General features: G+C 66.9%; 16 protein-coding genes. 8 read left to right on the top strand and 8 right to left on the bottom strand.

Annotated elements, in window-relative coordinates; genetic code table 11:
* Window positions 1-124: 124 nt before the first annotated feature.
* Both FHR33_RS47445 and FHR33_RS47450 read right to left on the bottom strand, forming a co-directional pair.
* Complete coding sequence (locus tag FHR33_RS47445) at window positions 125-964, bottom strand: hypothetical protein (protein ID WP_183662545.1); 840 nt, start codon at window positions 962-964, stop codon at window positions 125-127.
* Between the two features lie 8 nt (window positions 965-972).
* Window positions 973-1,830: an SAM-dependent methyltransferase gene (locus FHR33_RS47450; protein ID WP_246453894.1), complete on the bottom strand. Its 858-nt coding sequence runs from the start codon at window positions 1,828-1,830 to the stop codon at window positions 973-975.
* A 560-nt stretch (window positions 1,831-2,390) separates the two neighbouring features.
* Here FHR33_RS47450 and FHR33_RS47455 point away from each other — a divergent pair.
* Together FHR33_RS47455 and FHR33_RS47460 are read left to right on the top strand one after the other, a co-directional pair.
* On the top strand, window positions 2,391-3,602 hold the full coding sequence (locus FHR33_RS47455; protein WP_183662547.1) for an NsdA family TPR-like regulatory protein: 1,212 nt from the start codon (window positions 2,391-2,393) through the stop codon (window positions 3,600-3,602).
* A complete protein-coding gene (locus tag FHR33_RS47460) occupies window positions 3,602-4,498 on the top strand; it encodes a dihydrofolate reductase family protein (RefSeq protein ID WP_183662549.1) in 897 nt (298 codons plus the stop codon). The genes FHR33_RS47455 and FHR33_RS47460 overlap by 1 nt, the downstream gene beginning before the upstream one ends.
* A 113-nt stretch (window positions 4,499-4,611) precedes the next feature.
* On the opposite strand, the gene FHR33_RS47465 is transcribed toward FHR33_RS47460, so the two are convergent.
* Window positions 4,612-5,250 carry a hypothetical protein gene (locus FHR33_RS47465; RefSeq protein ID WP_183662551.1) on the bottom strand — a complete coding sequence of 213 codons (639 nt, stop codon included), beginning with the start codon at window positions 5,248-5,250 and terminating at the stop codon, window positions 4,612-4,614.
* A 232-nt stretch (window positions 5,251-5,482) separates the two neighbouring features.
* Here FHR33_RS47465 and FHR33_RS47470 point away from each other — a divergent pair, with 232 nt between their 5' ends.
* Together FHR33_RS47470 and FHR33_RS47475 are read left to right on the top strand one after the other, a co-directional pair.
* Complete coding sequence (locus tag FHR33_RS47470; RefSeq protein WP_281388589.1) at window positions 5,483-5,854, top strand: STAS domain-containing protein; 372 nt, start codon at window positions 5,483-5,485, stop codon at window positions 5,852-5,854.
* A gap of 159 nt (window positions 5,855-6,013) precedes the next feature.
* Entirely contained in the window at window positions 6,014-6,376 is a 363-nt protein-coding gene (locus FHR33_RS47475; protein WP_183662555.1) for an ATP-dependent DNA ligase, read from the top strand.
* 477 nt (window positions 6,377-6,853) lie between these two features.
* Here FHR33_RS47475 and FHR33_RS47480 read toward each other — a convergent pair whose 3' ends face one another.
* The 3 genes from FHR33_RS47480 to FHR33_RS47485 all read right to left on the bottom strand — a co-directional run bounded on the left by FHR33_RS47480 (window position 6,854) and on the right by FHR33_RS47485 (window position 9,160).
* Window positions 6,854-8,200 (bottom strand): AlbA family DNA-binding domain-containing protein, encoded by a 1,347-nt coding sequence (locus tag FHR33_RS47480; RefSeq protein ID WP_183662557.1) that lies wholly within the window; start codon window positions 8,198-8,200, stop codon window positions 6,854-6,856.
* 329 nt (window positions 8,201-8,529) lie between these two features.
* Complete coding sequence (locus FHR33_RS52325; protein ID WP_281388590.1) at window positions 8,530-8,661, bottom strand: hypothetical protein; 132 nt, start codon at window positions 8,659-8,661, stop codon at window positions 8,530-8,532.
* A 241-nt stretch (window positions 8,662-8,902) separates the two neighbouring features.
* Complete coding sequence (locus FHR33_RS47485; RefSeq protein WP_183662559.1) at window positions 8,903-9,160, bottom strand: hypothetical protein; 258 nt, start codon at window positions 9,158-9,160, stop codon at window positions 8,903-8,905.
* Window positions 9,161-9,596: 436 nt separating this feature from the next.
* On the opposite strand from FHR33_RS47485, the gene FHR33_RS47490 reads away from it, so the two are divergent.
* On the top strand, window positions 9,597-10,409 hold the full coding sequence (locus tag FHR33_RS47490) for a class I SAM-dependent methyltransferase (RefSeq protein WP_183662560.1): 813 nt from the start codon (window positions 9,597-9,599) through the stop codon (window positions 10,407-10,409).
* Window positions 10,410-10,575: 166 nt separating this feature from the next.
* On the opposite strand, the gene FHR33_RS47495 is transcribed toward FHR33_RS47490, so the two are convergent.
* Together FHR33_RS47495 and FHR33_RS47500 are read right to left on the bottom strand one after the other, a co-directional pair.
* Window positions 10,576-12,750 carry a COG3415 family protein gene (locus tag FHR33_RS47495; protein WP_183662562.1) on the bottom strand — a complete coding sequence of 725 codons (2,175 nt, stop codon included), beginning with the start codon at window positions 12,748-12,750 and terminating at the stop codon, window positions 10,576-10,578.
* Between the two features lie 337 nt (window positions 12,751-13,087).
* On the bottom strand, window positions 13,088-13,867 hold the full coding sequence (locus FHR33_RS47500) for a hypothetical protein (RefSeq protein ID WP_183662564.1): 780 nt from the start codon (window positions 13,865-13,867) through the stop codon (window positions 13,088-13,090).
* 1,051 nt (window positions 13,868-14,918) lie between these two features.
* Here FHR33_RS47500 and FHR33_RS47505 point away from each other — a divergent pair.
* The 3 genes from FHR33_RS47505 to FHR33_RS47515 all read left to right on the top strand — a co-directional run bounded on the left by FHR33_RS47505 (window position 14,919) and on the right by FHR33_RS47515 (window position 17,608).
* Window positions 14,919-15,728 carry an MmyB family transcriptional regulator gene (locus tag FHR33_RS47505; RefSeq protein WP_183662566.1) on the top strand — a complete coding sequence of 270 codons (810 nt, stop codon included), beginning with the start codon at window positions 14,919-14,921 and terminating at the stop codon, window positions 15,726-15,728.
* Between the two features lie 54 nt (window positions 15,729-15,782).
* Window positions 15,783-16,673: a 1,4-dihydroxy-2-naphthoyl-CoA synthase gene (locus FHR33_RS47510; protein WP_183662568.1), complete on the top strand. Its 891-nt coding sequence runs from the start codon at window positions 15,783-15,785 to the stop codon at window positions 16,671-16,673.
* A 116-nt stretch (window positions 16,674-16,789) separates the two neighbouring features.
* Complete coding sequence (locus FHR33_RS47515) at window positions 16,790-17,608, top strand: alpha/beta fold hydrolase (RefSeq protein ID WP_183662570.1); 819 nt, start codon at window positions 16,790-16,792, stop codon at window positions 17,606-17,608.
* The last annotated feature ends 155 nt before the right edge of the window (window positions 17,609-17,763 follow it).

Raw genomic sequence — 17,763 nt, forward strand, 5'->3', positions numbered from 1 at the left:
TGGCCACTCGAACAGCGCTCGCTCACACCGCACAAGTCACCGGCTCGTACGGATATTCGGCGGGGCCAGGGCAGGCCGAAGCCGGAAAGGCTGTTCGGCCCACACGGATGGCCGCTGCGTCTGCTCAGGTACGCGATGCGCGAGATGTCGTGCGCAGCGTCCGCTCAAGAGACAGACGCCGCATCGCGGTCTGCAGGTCTTGCGTGGCATACAGCTTGGCCGGCTGGCCGGGCCTGGGGGGCTGCAGCCACACGAAATGGGTGCCGTCGGTGAGCGCAACCAGGCCCTGGCACACCCAGATGGCCGCCACCCACCGGTTGATTGGCAAGGCGGTGGTGCTGTTGTCATAGGAGGGGTGTAGAGCCCGGGCCAGAGATATGGCCAGCGATTGGGCCGCCCGCTGCGCGGGTGAGGCGCGCTCGGCCTCGCTGGCCAACTCCAGGGACAGTTCGTGGAAGTGCAGCTGCCCGCTACTCAGCGCGCGGCACGCGTGCACGAGTTCGGGGTGCGGATCGCGGGCTGGCGGGCCCGGCAGAGCAGCCGTCGTGATCAGCGTGTCCAGCCCAATGAACGCGCCAGCCTGGTCACCGGAGGTGTCGAGTTCGGCGTGGGTTACCGCCTCACTGATCTGGCCTAGGAGCGCCTCGTTGATGAGGCTGGACAGCTGCGCGGCCGCGGCCAGACAGTCGTCGGCCGCGATATGGCCCGCCTGGAGATCAGGTACCGACGCCTCGGGCAGCTCCCACCTGAAGCGGCCGCCGGACAGGTTCACCAGCAGCGGCATCTGGTCGATGAGCAGCTTCGGCTCGCCTTCGCGGTAGACGATCGTCGCGCCCAGGTGGTGCTCGGCCAGCGCGGTGCGCAGATCCTGCAAGGCCGGCATGGGCGGCTCGTCCGGCGCGGCGAGGCAGTGGTGCAGGGGCGCGTCGTGCATGGTGGCGTCGCCGGTAGTGCTGTCGTTCATGATAGTGCTCACGCCGCCTGCCGGGCCCGTGCGCATTGCGGGATGGCCACCCCGCCGACGAAGCTGGTCTTACTCGGCGGGACGGGTATCGGGTCGGGCTCAGGCCGCCAGTCGCGAACGGGGATGAGGCCGGGCTCCTGCCAGGCCCACCTCTCGCCGAACAGTGCGAGGATCTCTCGGCTCGAGCGCGCCGTGATGGGCGCGGTCGAGTTGGCGTAGACCCGGGTCGCTGCGCTGACCGTGTCGTTCTCGAGGCCGTCGGTGCAGGCATGCGTGAAGATCAGCACGCTACCAGGCGGCAGCGCCTGCCACAGCGTGTCGATGATGGCCGCCGGGTCGTCAGCCTCCGACAGGAAGTGCATCAGCGCGACCATGACCACCGCGATCGGCCGCTCGAAGTCGATCAGGGCGCGCACGTCGGGATGGTCCAGGATGAACGCGATGTCGCGCACGTCGGCGTGGAGCACGCCGGTGACGGCATCAGAGGCCAGCAGCGCCCGTGCGTGTGCGGCCACCACCGAGTCGTGGTCGACGTACATGACGCGCGCATCCGGCCGGACATGCTGAGCGACCTGGTGGACGTTGTCCCGGGTCGGCAGGCCCGAGCCGATGTCGATGAACTGGTTGATGCCTTGCTCGGCGACCGCCCCCACGGCGCGGCGCAGGAAGGCGCGGTTGTCGCGTACGGCATCACGCAGATCAGGCAGCAACCTGACCAGCGCGTCGGCGGCCTCCCGGTCGGCATGCCAGTTGTCCTTGCCGCCCAGCAGGTAATCGTAGATACGCGCGACGTTGGGGACGTTCGTGTCCAGCGCCGGGTCGTCGGCAAGCAGCGCGGCCAGGTGTGGGCGCTGCGTGGTGGGCAAGCTCGGCGGTGTGGTCACCGGGACCCCCCGAAGGAGGCCATCCGAAGAGAACAGTGGGCGGGAGGGGTGCCCGCGGCTACCGTGGTCATGGGTCGGACCTCAATCCGATCAAGGGCTCGCCACACGCCGCGACTAACGAGTGTGGCGGGCCCGCCTCTATTTCTTGACAGGGCAATGCCTGCCGGGCCATCACAGCGCAGTAAGCGCAGCTGGTGAAAGGCGATCGAGCAGGAGTAATCAGGAGGAATACGCGGCAATTCCTCCTGCTGCGTGAGGCGATCGGCTCTAGTCGGCGCTCCGGTGACGAGGGCGTCTTCTACCGATCAGCGCAGGCGGCGGCCGGTATCTGAGCATGGTCACGCGCGCCTTTCACGTCCGCAAGATCCGGCGGCGGATCTTGCGGGCCTCTGCCCCCCGGGGGTGACTCGGCTGCGAACAGGAGAAGATCGCCCAGAAACCCGCCGATCCCTTGGTGAAGACGGGTAAGCAGGAAGAGACACTGATGTGGTGAACGAGGAGGAGGATCCTCCTTGCGGCCTCCCCCAAGGCAAGGTGAACCGATGGATCAGCAAACCCCCACCTGGTGGGCGCGGCTGGCCGCCGCGCGAGCCGAGCGGCACCTGACACAAGAACAGCTCGGCAGCAGGCTCCGCGAGCTGGCTGGGCCTGATGCTGCGCTGCCCAAGCCGGTGGATCTGGCCCGCATGATCCGCTTTTGGGAGTCCGGCGCCAACGTCCCGCGCGCCATGTACCGGGCGCTGCTGAGCCAGGCGCTCGGGGTCTCGGTCTCGGACCTGTTCGGCTCCAAGCCTCGACGAGCCTCTTCACCACCGGCCGAGCCATCCGAGAGCGCGCCAGGACTGTCGCCGCTCGAGCATCTTGGCGATGTCCTGGAGCACCTGAGCGAGCAATGGCATCTGCTGGTCAAGCGTGACAACCTCCTCGGCCCGCGCCACACCATCCCCGCCGTCCGGCAGCAACTCGCCTTGATGGAGGAACTGCTGATGCCCGCCCGCGGTCAGGATCGGCTGCGGGTGCTGCGGCTGGCCGCCCGCTACGCTGAGTCGGCCGCCTGGCTGTATGAGGACGCGGGCCAACCCGCCGAAGCGCGCCGCTGGACCGATCAGGCTGCGACATGGGCGTATGAGGCCGACGACGGCGACATGCTGGCGTGGACGATGTTCCGCCGTAGCCAGCAGGCCATGGCCGAGGCACGTGCCGGGGACGTGGTCGGCATTACCGAGGCGGTGTTGCGCCGAGCTGACACCCTGCCGGCCGCGATGCGCGCCGCCCTGACCCAACAGCGGGCCCAAGGCCATGCCCTGGACGGGCAGGAGAAGGTGTGCCTGCGCCTGCTGGATGAAGCCCAGCAGATGGCCGCGGACGTTGACGACGACGGCGACGCCCGCGGCGGCCACGGTTCGTTCTGCACCTCTGCCTACGTGGACGTGCAGCGCGCCGGCTGTTGGATCCACCTGGGCAAACCAGCGCGGGCGGTGGCGGCCTACGAAGCCGCGCTACCGAAACTACCGCCGGTCTACCGCCGCGATCGCGGCATGGCCCTGGCCGGGCTCGCCGCTGCCCATGCCGGAGGCGGCCAAGTCGAGCAGGCCGCGCAGCGGGCGCAGCAGGCGCTGCGAATTGCCCAGGCGGCCGGATCAGTACGCATCACCGGTGTCCTGGCCGACATCACCGAGACGCTGCTCCCCTACCGCAAGGTCCCGGCGGTCGCGGCCTTGCGGGTGGCGCTGGCCAGCGCCGCGGCGGGCTGATGGCCTCCCTGATCGAGCTGGCCGCGATGCGGCGGGCGATCATGCTGTCGGCGTTCGGGCTGGGCGCCACTAGCCCGAATCCGCCGGTCGGCTGCGTCATCCTGGATGCGAACGGGCGCGTTGCCGGCGAGGGTTACCACGAGCGCAAGGGACTGGCCCACGCCGAAGGCAACGCGCTGCGCGCCGCCGGTACGGCCGCGCGCGGCGGCACCGCAGTGGTGACGCTGGAGCCGTGCAACCACGTCGGCCGTGCGCCAGCCTGCCGGCAGTTGCTGCTGGATGCCCAGGTGGCACGTGTCGTCGTCGCCTTGGCCGATCCGACCTCGCGCGGCCGCGGCGGCATCGCCGAGCTGCGGGCTGCTGGCGTCAGTGTGGAAAGCGACGTGCTGGTTGACGAGGCGCTTTTGGTGCTGGGAGCCTGGCGGCACTCCCTACGGATGCAGCGGCCAACGCTCACCTGGGTGTATGAGGTCGCCCGCGGCAGAATTCGCGGTGCCGTCGACCGGATTTCGGCCGCAGAGGAACTGCTGTGGGAGGCGGACGCTGTGCTGGCCGCGGATGGCAATCATCTAGGTGAGGCGGTGGTCGGTCGTCACGGATACGGCATGCTCGCGCTGCCGCGGCGGTGGGATGGCCGAGATCCGGCCGAGCTGGCGCAGACGTTGGCCCGGGGCGGCGTGCGTCATCTGCTCCTGGATGGCGGTCTCGAGCTAGCCGAGCCGTTCATAAAGGCGGGACTCGTCGACCAAATCGTGGTCTTTGTCGCTGACCCCGCAGGTCTGCCGGAGCCGGTTCTGCCGGGCGGATTTCAGATGGTGGAGGTAAGCCGGAAGGGCGACCACGTGCAGGTTTGCGCCAGACGCGGCCAACTGGTGGCGGGAGACTCCACCCATTGACAACGTGATCGTTCCACGCTGTCTCTCTTGGTTCGTCTCAATGGCTGGCCCGCCTGCTGTTCCGCGGCCCCCGCAACGTCGGCTGAGACGGCCAACCGTCTGCAACGCGCCCTTTACGGGCGGCGGGCGAGGACCCCTTTGACCCTGCTGTGCCGCTCGACCATGGCGGCCAAGCCGCCGTCGATGAAGCCGAGGCACTCCAGGATCGCGTCGTGGTCGGCCACCAGGTGGCGGTGATGTATCGGCCCGTGATGGGCGATCTTGTTGCGGAACACGCGCAGGTAGTCGACCTTGCGATGCAACTCTCGACGAGGGCCCCGAAAGTGTGGGAACGCCTGGTATAGGCCCGGTCGCCATAGCCGCTGGTCGTAGTTGTTGCCGCGCCCGAGCAGGGACACATAGAAGCCGAACGACAGCTCCTCTGTGATCAGCTGCGGGTCAGCGGGCAGACCGGTGCGCTGGATCTGCTGGGCGGCCTCGCTGATCCTCTGACGGGCGCCGTAGGTCAGATCGATCCGTGGGTGGGCCCACCAGTCCGCGCGCCCGAACATGGTGATCAACCTGCTGGTCAGGACGCTGCGCATCGAGACCTCCAGGTACTGGAGCGGCCCGTAGAATGCTTCGCTGATCTCGGTGTTCCAGCAGTGCAGGCGCAAGGCGACCACGGGATCACCCGCGCAGCGTGCCTCGTACTCGGCCATGCGCACCGGGGAGAGGAGGTGCCCCAGTCGTCTGGCTTCGGCTTCCTGCATCGTGACGGCCTTCCGATCAGCGTGGTACGGTCAAGTCATAAGCCCCGGTTTTGCCTCTGCTCAGCACGCAGCCGGGGCACAGCCTTGTCTGGCGCTTCCCCGGGCCCGCCTGGCGCTATCTTCGCAGCCACCCACGCAATGACGTACGCACAGGCGAAAGTGGTGGCCGGTCCCGCGACATGCCCGCCAACGGACAATCGCCCTTGTTGCGCCCGTTTGCCGACAATCGGACTTGCGTTTCCTCTACGGGGGCAAGCTGGATTCAGCAGTCCGCCGCGGTCAAGTCGCCCTGCACGGGGAACTGGACATGCACACCAAGGCGCTGCTGACCAGGGAGCTGGAAGAGGTGGTGGCCCAATCAGCTCCGCATCCGCCAGGCGTCATCGTGGATCTGTCGGAGCTGGCGTTCTGCGACTCCTCCGGCCTGAGCGCGTTGATCACTGTCCGGCATCAGATGACGGCGGCCGACCAGCCGCTGGCACTGGCCAGGGCGCACGACATGGTCGAGCGGATCCTGCACCGCACCGGCCTGGACCGGGTCTTCCGCTGCTATCCGACGGTGGCTGACGCCGAGCGCGCTCTGGCCGGTCACACACCGATGTGAGCCGGGCGAAATTCGACCGGCATCCGGGTGAGCCCTGCCTCGAGTTGGTCCCCAAGATTCGCCTCGGGGCAGGCCAGCCCGTCGATCTAGTTGCACGCGCGCGTAGGTATGTTCGGTCCGCAGACCGGTCTTTTGCTCCGTCCGAGTACCGTACGGGACATGGCGCATCTACCCGCCTACCAGCCGATGATCGCCCAAGCGGGAGCGGTGCCGTCGGGGTCCGACCGCGATCGTTGGGCGGTCGAGATGAAGTGGGATGGCATCCGCGCGCTGCTGTACGTAGAGGACGGCCGGATGCGAATCCACTCCCGCAACGGCGCCGACGTCACAGCCGCCTACCCGGAGCTGCAGATGCTCGCCGGCGCGGTCGGCGGACACGACGTGGTGCTGGATAGCGAGATCGTCGCCTTCGATGCGACATCACAGGCGTTGCCCGCCTTGTCGACCTCGGGGACCTCGTCGAGATCTTCGAGTTCCCCCCAACGGACCGCCGTGTCTGACACCAAAGAGGTGCCGCAATGACCAGCGGATACCTCTAGGTCGAGCGGGAACGCCTTCTCGTTCATCCCGACCGCGCACCGTTCACGACCATCGGCCAGAAGGCCAGCGTGTCGGTGTCGCGCAGCTGGGGGCGGATCGTCTTGCATGAGGAGACGGGGTGTGTCCGCCAGGGCGAGCAGGTGAAGCGACGGGACGGTGTCGGTATGGTCGCCGGGGAAGGCGAAGCTGCGGGAACCCTCGTCCGTCGGGGGGAAGCCGCGTATGGGACGACTCGCTCTGTGGGTCGTGATCTTCAGTTTCGGGTGGACGGTTCGACCGTTGCGCGCACGCTCATAACGCCGCTTGTTTGTCGAGTCGGAGTGCGGTGCTGACCTTGCGATCAGTCCGTTTCTCCGGCCCGCCCACCGACCCCGGCATGCTTCCTCTCGAAGCACTAGGCTCGCCATGTGTCGTGGCCGTTGGTCAGCCGCCGGCTGGAGCGGCTGATCTGTCGAGTCTCTAGCCGGAGACCTGCTCGATCACTCCGACGCCAGACTGCTTCGCCCACTCCGTCATCTCGGCTCGCCATCGGCGCCCGCTCCAATACGGCAACCGCAGTTGTCCCTCCAGAGTCACCTGCGGCGCTTCTGGAACACCGAAGCCTTGGAAGATCTCTGCCGCCAAAAGTGCCGCAGCACTCACCAGATCCGGCCCGTTTGCGGAGAGCTGATCCACCGAGCCCGCGGCCTCTGCAGGCCGAAACTCCGCAGTCTTGGCCAGGCGGCCCAACCTCTCCGGTCCCCAGCCCTCGCGGTTGGCGACGATCTGGCACGCTGGGCGAACGTCGGTGATCGACATTTGCAGGCTGACCACGCCGGCGACGTTGGCCCGCAGGGCGGCGTGCTCGGACAGGAACCGGATACCGGACAGGATGCCCATAACGATCAATTCGTCGTCGAAGTCGTGGACGTCGTTCACGTTGTCTGGATGATTGACCGGCGTCACGGCGAAGACGCCTGCGCCATCGTCATGGAGATGAGCCGCGATCCTCTTGGGGTGCGGCTGCTCAGGATTCCATTGGTCGTCCAGTACATACCGTCGTTGCCCGAGCCCGAAGTTCCGCCAGCCCCAGCTCGCCAGGCTTCCGATCAGCCATGGGTGGCTCCCCTGGTAGGAGGGGCGGACTTTAGCGAAGGCGACAGCGTTGATTGGGGCCTCGCCGGGGTGGTCAGGGACCAGGGACAGAAGCAGCCACGGAATCTGTGACGGCAGGTGCCTGACTAGGTCTTCCGTTATCTGCTGAGCACGAGTGGCTTGGTCGCGGCGAGCCGTGTCACGGCGGCGGTAAGCGGTTTCGATCTCGGGCTCGGTGAGGTATCCGATCGTGGTTCCGATGCGGCGAGGGTAGCGGTAGCCGTCGTTGACGGGCACCGTGTACGGCTGGCGCGGTCCGGCCGCCACTGCAACGACGTAGCAGCCGAAGCCGGGCCTAGCGGGGTTCTCCACCGGGATGATCTCGAAGGTCGGTTGCGGAGCGGTGCCTGCGGCGATGACCTGATGCATGCGGGTCGACTCGGCGTCGGACAGAGCCACGTCGATGATCTCCTTTGCGCGGCCCTGATCGTCTTCGTCGATGCCGAGGACGAGCAGGCCACCGCGGGTGCTGGCGAGGGCGGCCACGTCGGTGGAGAGCTTGCGCTTTTCCGCTTCGCTGTTGCCGTACAGGTCGCGCTTGTAGTCGAGGTCTTCAGCTTCGGGGATCTGGCCGTCGACGAGGAGCTGAAGGTGGGCGTACTCGAGTACGCCTTGGTCGATGAGGTTGCGGCCGAGCAGGGCTTCGAGGCGGGGGGATCGTAGGACGGTCACGAGTGGCGAGAGTAGACCGGCTGTGTCGATGATGCGGTGTAGTTGTCCCCATGCCGCCCCTCCCGCGGGGGAAAATATCCACCCCGCCAAGATCACAAACTCGCCTTATTGATCTCAAAGCGCGCCCGGTTTCGCCCGATTCTGCGATTTTCGGAGGAGAGGGACTATGTCCCGGTGACAAGCCAGTCGCCCGCCAAAGGCGGAAACCGACCCTCAGAACGAGCCCTGCCGGGGACAGGGGTACTCCGCGGCCATAACCTGAGCCAAGCGGGCCTCCTACCTGATTGGACTACCGGGTTCATCCCGATAGGAGGCCCGCCCGGCCACCCTTAGCGGGTGGCGTCGTAGTCGTCGATGCTGACCCAGATCAGCCAGCCCAGCCACAGCACGAACCTGACGGCTGCCAGGCCCGTGCGGATCCACTGGTGTCGACCACCACCATCGGGACGGGGAGTATCCAACGCACTCACCTCCTCTCCGCCGGATCACCCGGCAGATCTGACCGGATGCTCCGCAGCGGCGGACGAGCGGCGAGTACCCCATCCCAGGCTGCACCCTAAGGGACCACCACAACGTCATCGGGGGCGATCGTTGCGAGGGGATGCGGTTTGTCCCCCGAGTGGGGCTGCCTCCACTCGAGGGGTCGAGAGTTTTCGCCCGGGTGCCAGCCGGTCTACTCAACGAGCTGGTCGGTCGGCGGAGCTAGATGACGGATCTCGCACTCGTCTCGCTGGCCTGCTGTACGGATGTAGGTCTGATACCGGCAGCAGTCGGCCAGCAGTTCTCGGTCGGCTCGAAAGGCAGCTCGAACTGGGCGAGGCGGCGTAGATAGTCCGGATCGGGGTGCTTGAGCCACCACGCATGGTCCGGGTCCTGGTGGACGACGAACTGCTGCAGCCGGGGCAGCATCACGCCGCCGTCGACGTCAACCAGCCAGGGCCCGCAGGTCGCCGTGGACACACCAGTCGTAGGAGCCCTACGGGTGGGTCACTTCCCGGTATTTGGCAGGGGCCATGTAACGGGCGTGGACAGCGGTGACCCGCCAGGTCGCCATCATGTTGTAGGCCAGGCTGGTCCCGCTCGCCGCCCGATTGCCCCTCAACGGCGGTGGCCTTGTCGAATAGGTCGCTGATGCCTTCGACCAGTTGGAGATCGGCCTGCTGCTGGTCGGTCAGTTCCCGCCATTGCTCAGCTGTTCGGGAGACGTGGCGGATCGCCTCCGGCGCGGAGGTCACTGACTGAAGTGGGGCCTGCGTGGGCTCGGTGGTGCGTCGGACCACGAGGTTGATCGTGTTGCGGTTCAGGCCTGCGGCGCCTGCGAGCTCGGTGATGGCGACTTGGTTGTCGCCCGCGCGAACGGCAGCTGTCGCGGCCAGCAAGGCCCCAGAACGGCTCCATGATCCTCTCCGCCACATGGAGGCCAAATATTCTTCGCAACGTGATCACATCGAATACGCCTCGGGAACCAGGCCCCGTTCGAGGAGGCAGCTTCTACGACGAGCCCCAGGTCATAAACCGCTACCTACAGCACCGCCACAGCGGGGTGCATAGCCCCAACCACGTCATGGAGGAACCGGCACTCCTCGACGAACTGGGGCCGGTCGCCGGCCTCCGCGTCCTGGACCTCGGTTGCGGGGATGCCGCCATCGGCCGCACCCTGCTCGCGGCCGGCTGCCGTAGTTACCTGGGAATCGACGGCTCGGCCCGGATGGCCCGATCGGCCACTACCACCCTCGAAGGCACCTCGGGCCGCGTGGAAAGGATGGACATCGAGAAGTTCTCCGCCCCACCGCACACCTTCGATCTGGTCATCTCCCGCCTGGCACTGCACTACGTCGACGACCTCGACCCTGTTCTGGTGGCATGCCAGCGTTCCCTATCTCCAGGCGGACGACTGGTGATCACGGTCATTCACCCGGTCATCACCTCTCACGAGACTCACCAGAACACGAACGAGCCACGCACCACCTGGGTCGTTGACGACTACTTCCAGCCCGGAGTGCGTCAGCGCAACTGGCTCGGCAACACCGTCACCTGGTATCACCGGACTATCGAGGACTACGTCACCGCCCTGACCCGCGCGGACTTCGCCCTCACCGCGCTGCGCGAGTGCGCCCCTCGCCACGATCGCTTCGACGGCGACTCGGCCGAGTTCACACGTCGCCAGCGCGTCCCGCTGTTTCTCCTCTTGGCCGGTCTACGAGCATGAGCCCCGGCTTTCCGTGAGCGCGCGTCGCGACTCAGTCGTGCGGGGCCTTGGGGATGCCGGTAGTAACCGCGGTGCGTGCCGGACGCTGCGCCTGATCGAGCAGATTCTGCGGGCCCCTGCGCAACAGCTGCGAGCCACCGTAACGCCACGCGCAGCCGCGTGGGCCTCAGGCCGAGACCGCCAGCAGTTCCTCGAGACCTGCAGCTTCATCCTCGGCAGCCTCGGCGGCCTGCAGGGCTTCCCGGACCATACGGGTGTCGACCCGGAGCCGGGTGGCCAGCGCGCCGATACTGACACCCTTTCGGCGGCATGCCAGCAAGGCTCGGTTGCGCTGGCGTCGCGCTGCTTCTTCCTGATCGAGGCATCGCCGACGCTCGGCGTCCAGCTGTTCAGCCCAGGCCCGCTGCTCGGCTGCCTCCTGGCGGGCGTTTCGCCAGGAGCGGCTGACCTCGATCAGATCGTCCAGGGCCTGGCGGCCATCCTCCGGTGACACTTCAGCCACCGGCGCCGAGAGCGATCCCGTGACGGTGGCCACATCGAGCTCCGCCCAGGTGGCGATCTCGCCCACGGTGTAGCCGGAGGCGACGCAGCGGGCGATGAGAATGTTGCGTCGCTGCTGCAAGACGTGCTCGTCCTCGCTGGCCTGGCGGCGCACCATGTCGTGCTCGGCGAGGCGCTGGCGCGCGGACTCGGCTTGGTGCCTGGCTTCACGCCAGCGAGCCAAGCTGATGGCCAGCTGACGCATTTCGGCCGCGGCCCCTGGATACTCGGGGAGGTCGCCGTCGGCGGTGAGGGCGTAGATCAGCGAGTCGCTCACGCCGGCGGCCGCGGCGATGACGGACACCGCCACCCCGCCCTGCGCGCACGCCCGGATCGCTTGGTCGCGATCCGCGCAGGCCTGTCGCTCAGCGGCGGTGGCCTTGCTCTTGTGCTCGGCCAGCAGCGCCGACAGCTGCCGATCCTGGGAGTGTGACTCCTCGGCCTGCCGCCACAGCCGGGCTGCCTCGCCGACCTTGGCTAGCGCCTGGGCGGGGGTGGCCGGCGCGTGCTCAGGCGGCGGGGTACGGCGAAGGACCAAGTTGACCGTGTTGCGTGTCAACCCGGTAGCGGCCGCGAGCTCGGGGGCGCCAAGATCGAGCTCGCGGCCAGCTCGCAGGAGCTGGTTGAGCTCGCGGCGCAGCTGGCCCAGATCGTGCTTGCTGCGTGTCTGCGCGGCTTCGGCCAGCGTCTGGAGGTGGGCGTAGTGAGCGGCAAGCCGTTGTGCCTGGTGGCGGCGCCGCACGTCCTTGACGAGGTCGTCGAGCAGGTGCTGATGGGGTGGGGACGGCGCCGCATGCCCGTCGGCCGCAGGCCGGACTGTGGCATTGCCTAGATCGTCGCCTTGCTCCGGAGTGAGCTGCGGCTGGGTGACTGCTGCCGCGGCGGCGTCAACGGCGGCGCGCAGCCGGGCCCGCTCGAGCTGCTGCTCCTCCAGGCTTGCCCGATGTAGGACGGCGCGATGCTCGTGCTCGTGAGGTGCGGGCAGGTGCATGAGGGAGATTCGGCTGCGAGCAGCCGCGGCAGCGGCCATCGCTCGCATGGTCGGCGCGATGAGCGGATCCCCGATCAGCACCACAGGCCCAGAGTGCAGGTCTAGCACCCGATCCAGAAATCGTCCGCACGCCTGCTCCAGCCCGCCCTCGGCCTCGGCCGGTAGCAGCGCGAAGTCGCGGGCGGCCCCTTTGGTCTGCACCAGCGACATCAGACGGAGTTCCGCTCCGGCTTCCACTGCGGTGACCTGCAGGAAGTACAGTGGTGCGCCGCTGGTCTCCGCTCGGGTGCGGATCGCTCCGAACTCCGTCTCAACCCACCAGGGCACCAGGGCGCACTGCTGGGCGTAGGCTGGCGGGTTGGTGGCGGGCCACAGCTGAAGTTGCTGGAGCAGCAGCCGCACGTGGTTGGCGGAGATGTCGGTGTTCAGGTGCTCACGCAGATACCAGCGCACCAGCCCGCGGTTCCACAACGGACGGGTCAGCCCCACCGCGCGCGGATCGCCGAGGACGGCCTGGCGCAACTGCTCGCGCGCCTGCGGCGACACCTTGTAGGGGGTGCGCCCCCCGGGCGCCGCCTGCGAGGCCCGGGGGTGTCCCTCCTCGGCCAGGGAGCGCCAGTAGTAGAGCGTGCCGCGGGTGAGGCCGTACTCGCTGGCCAGCCCCGCCGGGCGCTCACCCGCGCGCATCCGCGCGATGGCCGCCCGGCGAATCACCGCCAGGCTCTCGTGGTCCAGCGAGCGGCCGTCCCCACCGGCCTCGCGCAGACGCCGCAGCGCCTGCGTTAAGGCGTCACCCGGAGCGTCATTCACTTCCGTGTCCCTATCCACTGCAGTTCGTTTAGCACAGATCGGAAGTTCCTGGCAAACATCAGGTCTCACTACCTGTCTAGATGGCAGTCAAGGTCTAGCTGAGGCGACAGCAGCCCCTCGTGACATGTAGCGATGTTCCGTATGCCGCCATTGAGAGGCGATTCCGCCTTACTCGGCGTAAAGGTCAGGTTTACGCCCTTGACGTGATTGCCGACGATCGTGATGGGTCGCGCTGGCCACCCCGGCTCGACGCCCAGCGCTGCGACGCTGGGCTCTTGGCTGGTCTGCGACGGCGGTTGCGGACTCCTGCGCCCAGGGCGAGTCCGGCCTCGACGATCTACCCTGCGGCATCAGGCAGCCCGACACCCGGATGATCTCGTTCTCGCAGCCAGTCCTGCAGGCTCTCCCATGCCGCCCAGCCGGGGCTGTCGCCGGTGATGAGGGCCATGACCGACCAGCTCGCCTCGCTGAGGCTATGCGGCCGGAACACCACGTCCGACACGCGCATGTCCTGGGCCTCGTCCAAGGCCTTGCGCTCGCTCTTGGCCAGATCCTCGGGTACATCGATCTGTTCCCAGGCGTGGATCAGTGCAGGGATGTCCCACAGGTCGCCGATCCGCTCGGTCCGTCCGACCCGCAGGGTCGGCAGCATGCTCTGTGGCGCCACCTCGCTCTGATAGGTCAGGATCAGTGGGCTGGCTTCGATGGCGGCCATCATCGCCTGCATCTGCTCGGGCCGCGGCGAGACCTCGGCGTACGGCAGGAGACCCTCCAGCACCGCGCAGGCGGCCCACTGCGCTCGCGCACCGTCATCAAGGTGCAGATGCTCCGGATCCTCGGCGTGGCAGCGTAAGGCGTAGTCGACCGAGAGTCCGACCGCGCCGGCATCGGCCAGGATGCGGTTCCACGGTGAGCAGAACGGGACCGGGAGCGGGAAGAGTAACTCGTTCCAGCGGCTGACGACGTGACCGTCGATCACCGCCACGCCCTCACGGACACCGTCGAGTTCGGAACGGTAGTAGATGCCGTGCGGCAGATGCTCCCCGAGCACTTGGCCGCTGCGCGAACGGGCTGGGGTCCGCGGATCAGGCGCCACTGCCTTCCAGGAGGTGCTCACCGGCACCCCCTGACAGCCCGCCCCGCCTGAGACGCACCGCCTGGCCGCTTGGCGCGGTCCGTTGGCGCTTGACGCTGCTGGTGTTGCTCGCATCGCCACGGAGTGGATGTCCGGCGGTGCCTGCCCTCGATAGGGATGTGCCGCTGGGATGCCGGACATTCAACGAAGCTGATGTCGTGCTCCGGAAGGTTGTCACCGCGGTGCCGGTGCAGCTTCATAACCAGTTCCTCCACATGGACGTGCCGGACCTGCCTTGGCTCTCGGATGGATCGGCGGGCTACCGCTCAGAAACTCCCTCTGTCCGGCCTCGGTACGGCCGGCATTCGCGGCATGGCGCCCGAGTCGTGGAGTGCTCGCAACCTAGGCGACGTGCCCAAGTCGAGTAGCACTCCCGCGGGTGCGCCTATCGAGGGATATTTCATGTAACGCGTCCTATACGCATTTTCGGAGCCACTAATACCACGAACGCTAGAAGGCGTCCGATGGATATCTACCGCTAGCCGAGAGCTATCGAACGAACGGTCAGTCTCCCCGAAAGAACTGGCCACCGCCGGTTGTGACCCAGAGTCTGACAATTATCGAAAGGATCTGACAAGTAGGATTTCCAGGGATAGCACTCCCAGGGGTACCCCTGGGAGTGTCACCTGTGTTGACATGCAGGGTGGCGAGCGCACGCATCGATCGGTCATCGCGGCGATGCACAGGTGCCGGCTTCCCTTTGTCTTCAGCATGGCCATTCCGTGTGACTGTGGGCGAACGCTCCTATCGCCTTGTTAAGACAGAAGAAGAGCCCGCCGCACAGCCCGGTGCGATGGTCGTGGCTGCTGGCCGCGGGTGAGGAGACACCCTGCGGTCGGCGATGACCTGTCACCAGTTCCGCTCGCAATAGCCGGTGATTGCTGCATTTCTAAGCATATTTCACTCGTATTGCGCGGAGCAGGCAGGGAGTCTCGGCATTAGTTTGCAATTCAACTGGAAATCTGACGTACCGCCTTCTGGGGCGGATTCGCTTCGCCGCAAATGCGTGGCATGTGATCTACACTGTCAGCCCATGGTGACTAGCCCCGCGTTCGGCTCCTACCTGCAGCACCTTCGCAGGGCAACCGTGGCACCCGGCTTCACGCCCGGCGTCGAGGGACCGCCCCGCCAGCGGATCAGTAGGGATCAGTTAGCCAACAACGCGGGGATCAGCGTGAGTTACCTGTCCAAGCTTGAGCAGGGATATCCGATCCATCCGACGCGCGAAGTGGTTGACCAGCTGGCCGACGCCCTCGCCGTCAATGATCTGGTCCGCGAGCACCTGCACGATCTCGTCGATTACACCTATGCCAAACCCGTGCCCATCGAGACCGCTCCCCTGTCGCCTTCGGTGATTACGGCAGAGCAGCGGCAGCATGTGGAGTGGCTGTGCCCGAACCTCGCTGGCTGGGTGACCGAGGCGTGGTGGGTGTTGTACGGCAATCGGGAGTATTGCCGTATCTACCGGCATCTAGAAGAGGTCAGAAACATCCTGATCTGGTTCTTCGCGGTGCCGGAATCCCGCAAAATCATGGTGGAGTGGGATGTTGAGGCCCGACTCACCGTCGCGTGGCTGCGCTCCCACATGGTCCGCCGCGCGGAGGATCACGCCTTCGTGCGACTGCTAGACGAGTTGTCGAAGTTTCCGGAGTTCGTTCGGATGTGGGAGCAGCAGCAGATCCTTATGGGTCGCCACTCGCCGTATATGCGCATTCGTGACCTAGACAACAGCGAGGAGATGACTCTCCTGGCCAACGTGTATCGCCATCCCGACCCTACCAGCGGCATTCAGCTCTATGTGGGAGCCCGGCCGCCGCGCCGGCAGGCCGACGTCGTCAGATAGCCCCGCCAAGTCCGTAGTTGTTTTGATTGATCAGGGATGGCTATTGTGCCCGGCATGTCCGATGCGAGCGTTTCAGAACTCTTCGACCCCAAGGCCTGGCAGGTCGTCGAGGGTTTCGACTTCACCGACATCACCTACCACAGGGCCGTCGACCAGGGCACCGTGCGCATCGCCTTCAACAGGCCCGAGGTGCGCAACGCCTTCAGGCCGCAGACCGTCGACGAGCTCTACCGGGCCTTCGACCACGCCAGGCAGACCACCGACGTGGGCTGCGTGCTGCTGACCGGCAACGGCCCCTCCCCCAAGGACGGCGGCTGGGCCTTCTGCTCCGGCGGCGACCAGCGCATCCGCGGCAAGGACGGCTACCAGTACGCCAACGGCACCCCGGCGACGGGCCGGCTGCACATCCTCGAGGTCCAGCGGCTCATCCGCTTCATGCCGAAGATCGTCATCTGCGTGGTGCCCGGCTGGGCCGCGGGCGGCGGGCACAGCCTGCACGTCGTCGCCGACCTCACGCTGGCCAGCGAGGAGCACGCGCGCTTCAAGCAGACCGACGCCGACGTCGCCAGCTTCGACGGCGGCTTCGGCTCGGCCTACCTGGCCCGCCAGGTGGGCCAGAAGTTCGCCCGCGAGATCTTCTTCCTCGGCGACACCTACACCGCGGCCGACGCCCACAGGATGGGCATGGTCAACGCGGTGGTGCCGCACGCCGAGCTCGAGGCGACGGCTCTGGAGTGGGCTCGCAAGATCAACGGCAAGTCGCCCACCGCGCAGCGGATGCTGAAGTACTCCTTCAACCTCATCGACGACGGTCTGGTCGGCCAGCAGGTGTTCGCGGGCGAGGCCACCCGTCTGGCCTACATGACCGACGAGGCGGCCGAGGGCCGCGACTCCTTCCTGGAGAAGCGCGAGCCCGACTGGTCCCCCTTCCCCTGGCACTTCTGACCGCACGCCCGCCAACCCCGCCCTGCTGACGTGGATCTAGCAGGGCCTTCTTCCTCACACTCATGCCGGCAACACCCCAGCCTGAGTGTGCTCCCCTCATCTCAAGGAGTCTGCGCGTGCCCACCCTCGACATCAACGGTCTGGTCATCGCCTACAGCGACACCGGAGGCAGCGGCCAGCCGGTGATCCTCGGGCATGGTTACTTCACCGATCACACCGTCTTCGACGCTCAGGCTGAATTCCTTTCTCCGCAATGGCGCATAATCGCCTGGGACGCTCGCGGGCACGGCAACACCCCCGACTCCGCCAAGCCCTACACCTACTGGGATCAAGCGCGCGACGCGCTGGCCCTCATGGACCATCTACAGCTTCGGCAAGCCATCGTGGGCGGCATCTCCCAAGGCGGCTTCATCGCGCTGCGCACTGCTCTGCTCGCTCCGGATCGCGTCACCGCCCTCATCTTGTCCGACACCGAAGCCACCCCCTGCGACCCCGCCGACAAGGTCGGGTACGGGCAAATGTTCCAAGCCCTCCGTGAGCACGGTCCCATCGACGACCTCACCGTTCCGCTGGCCGCCCAACTCTTTGGTGAACACGCTGGACATCACGCCGAGGACTGGCGAAGCCGGTGGAAGAACGGTCCTCTCCCCTTGGGCAATTCAGCGCTGTGTCTGTTGGAACGAGATGACGTCAGCGACCGCCTGCACGAGATCACGTGTCCCACACTGCTGATGTGGGGAACCGAAGATCTCTCTCTGCCCCGCGACCGCATGGATTTGCTGGCCGCGCGAGTCGCCACAGCCACGCCCGTCCACGAGATCGAAGGCGCGGCGCACACCCCAGCACTCACCCATCCCGACCAGGTTAACCGGGTCATGCTGAGCTTCCTGGAAAGCCTCGAGATCGGCGACCCTGCGCCCCGCCGGCGGCGGTGAAAGACTGAGCCCTTTCATCCTGGCTGTCGGCTGCACGGCACACGTTCCGCAGGGCCGTGTCGGCGGCACTTACGAGCTTGTGACCTGTGACCTCGCCGCTGGCTTCGGCACGCACGGACTTTATGTCGTCGCGGCGGGCCGACTGCAGCGCTGTC

This window comes from Nonomuraea dietziae (assembly GCF_014195505.1).
Taxonomy (GTDB): domain Bacteria; phylum Actinomycetota; class Actinomycetes; order Streptosporangiales; family Streptosporangiaceae; genus Nonomuraea; species Nonomuraea roseola.

What these genes read in the sequence shown, in the direction of transcription:
- FHR33_RS47475 (WP_183662555.1), top strand. Translation starts at nt 6,014, where the DNA reads ATGGCGCATCTACCCGCCTACCAGCCGATGATCGCCCAAGCGGGAGCG.
- FHR33_RS47490 (WP_183662560.1), top strand. Translation starts at nt 9,597, where the DNA reads ATGATCCTCTCCGCCACATGGAGGCCAAATATTCTTCGCAACGTGATC.
- FHR33_RS47445 (WP_183662545.1), bottom strand. Translation starts at nt 964, where the DNA reads ATGAACGACAGCACTACCGGCGACGCCACCATGCACGACGCGCCCCTG.
- FHR33_RS47455 (WP_183662547.1), top strand. Translation starts at nt 2,391, where the DNA reads ATGGATCAGCAAACCCCCACCTGGTGGGCGCGGCTGGCCGCCGCGCGA.
- FHR33_RS47465 (WP_183662551.1), bottom strand. Translation starts at nt 5,250, where the DNA reads ATGCAGGAAGCCGAAGCCAGACGACTGGGGCACCTCCTCTCCCCGGTG.
- FHR33_RS47460 (WP_183662549.1), top strand. Translation starts at nt 3,602, where the DNA reads ATGGCCTCCCTGATCGAGCTGGCCGCGATGCGGCGGGCGATCATGCTG.
- FHR33_RS47505 (WP_183662566.1), top strand. Translation starts at nt 14,919, where the DNA reads ATGGTGACTAGCCCCGCGTTCGGCTCCTACCTGCAGCACCTTCGCAGG.
- FHR33_RS47510 (WP_183662568.1), top strand. Translation starts at nt 15,783, where the DNA reads ATGTCCGATGCGAGCGTTTCAGAACTCTTCGACCCCAAGGCCTGGCAG.